Annotated in this window: 1 protein-coding gene; it reads left to right on the forward strand. The window is 67.9% G+C overall.

Going from position 1 to position 418, the window contains the following annotated elements:
* The coding region (locus FL311_RS43740; protein ID WP_141333607.1) for an IS3 family transposase at positions 1 to 418 on the forward strand (418 nt) is incomplete at both ends.

A 418-nucleotide genomic window follows, 5' to 3' on the forward strand; every position in this document is an offset into this window, starting at 1 on the left:
ATGCCGGGCTGGTCGAGGAGATTCAGGCCCATGTGGCGCACCTTCCCACCTACGGCTACCGCCGTGTCTGGGCGCTGCTGCGCCGCAGTCGGGAGCAGAGCGGTGCGCCGTGCATCAACGTCAAGCGCGTGTATCGGGTCATGCGGGAGCATCAGTTGCTGCTGCGCCGCCCTGGCGTGCGGCGAGATAAGCGGCGACATGACGGTCGCGTTGCGGTGGACCGCAGCAACACCCGCTGGTGCTCCGATGGCTTCGAGTTCCGGTGCGACGATGGTACGCCGCTGCGCGTGACGTTTGCGCTGGACTGCTGCGACCGCGAGGCGATTAGCTGGGCAGCAACGACCGGCGGGCATAGCGGTGATGTGGTGCGCGACGTGATGCTGGCCGCCGTCGAACAGCGCTTCGGCACCACGCAGGC

It is taken from the genome of Myxococcus sp. AB025B, assembly GCF_006518215.1.
GTDB lineage: Bacteria > Myxococcota > Myxococcia > Myxococcales > Myxococcaceae > Myxococcus > Myxococcus fulvus.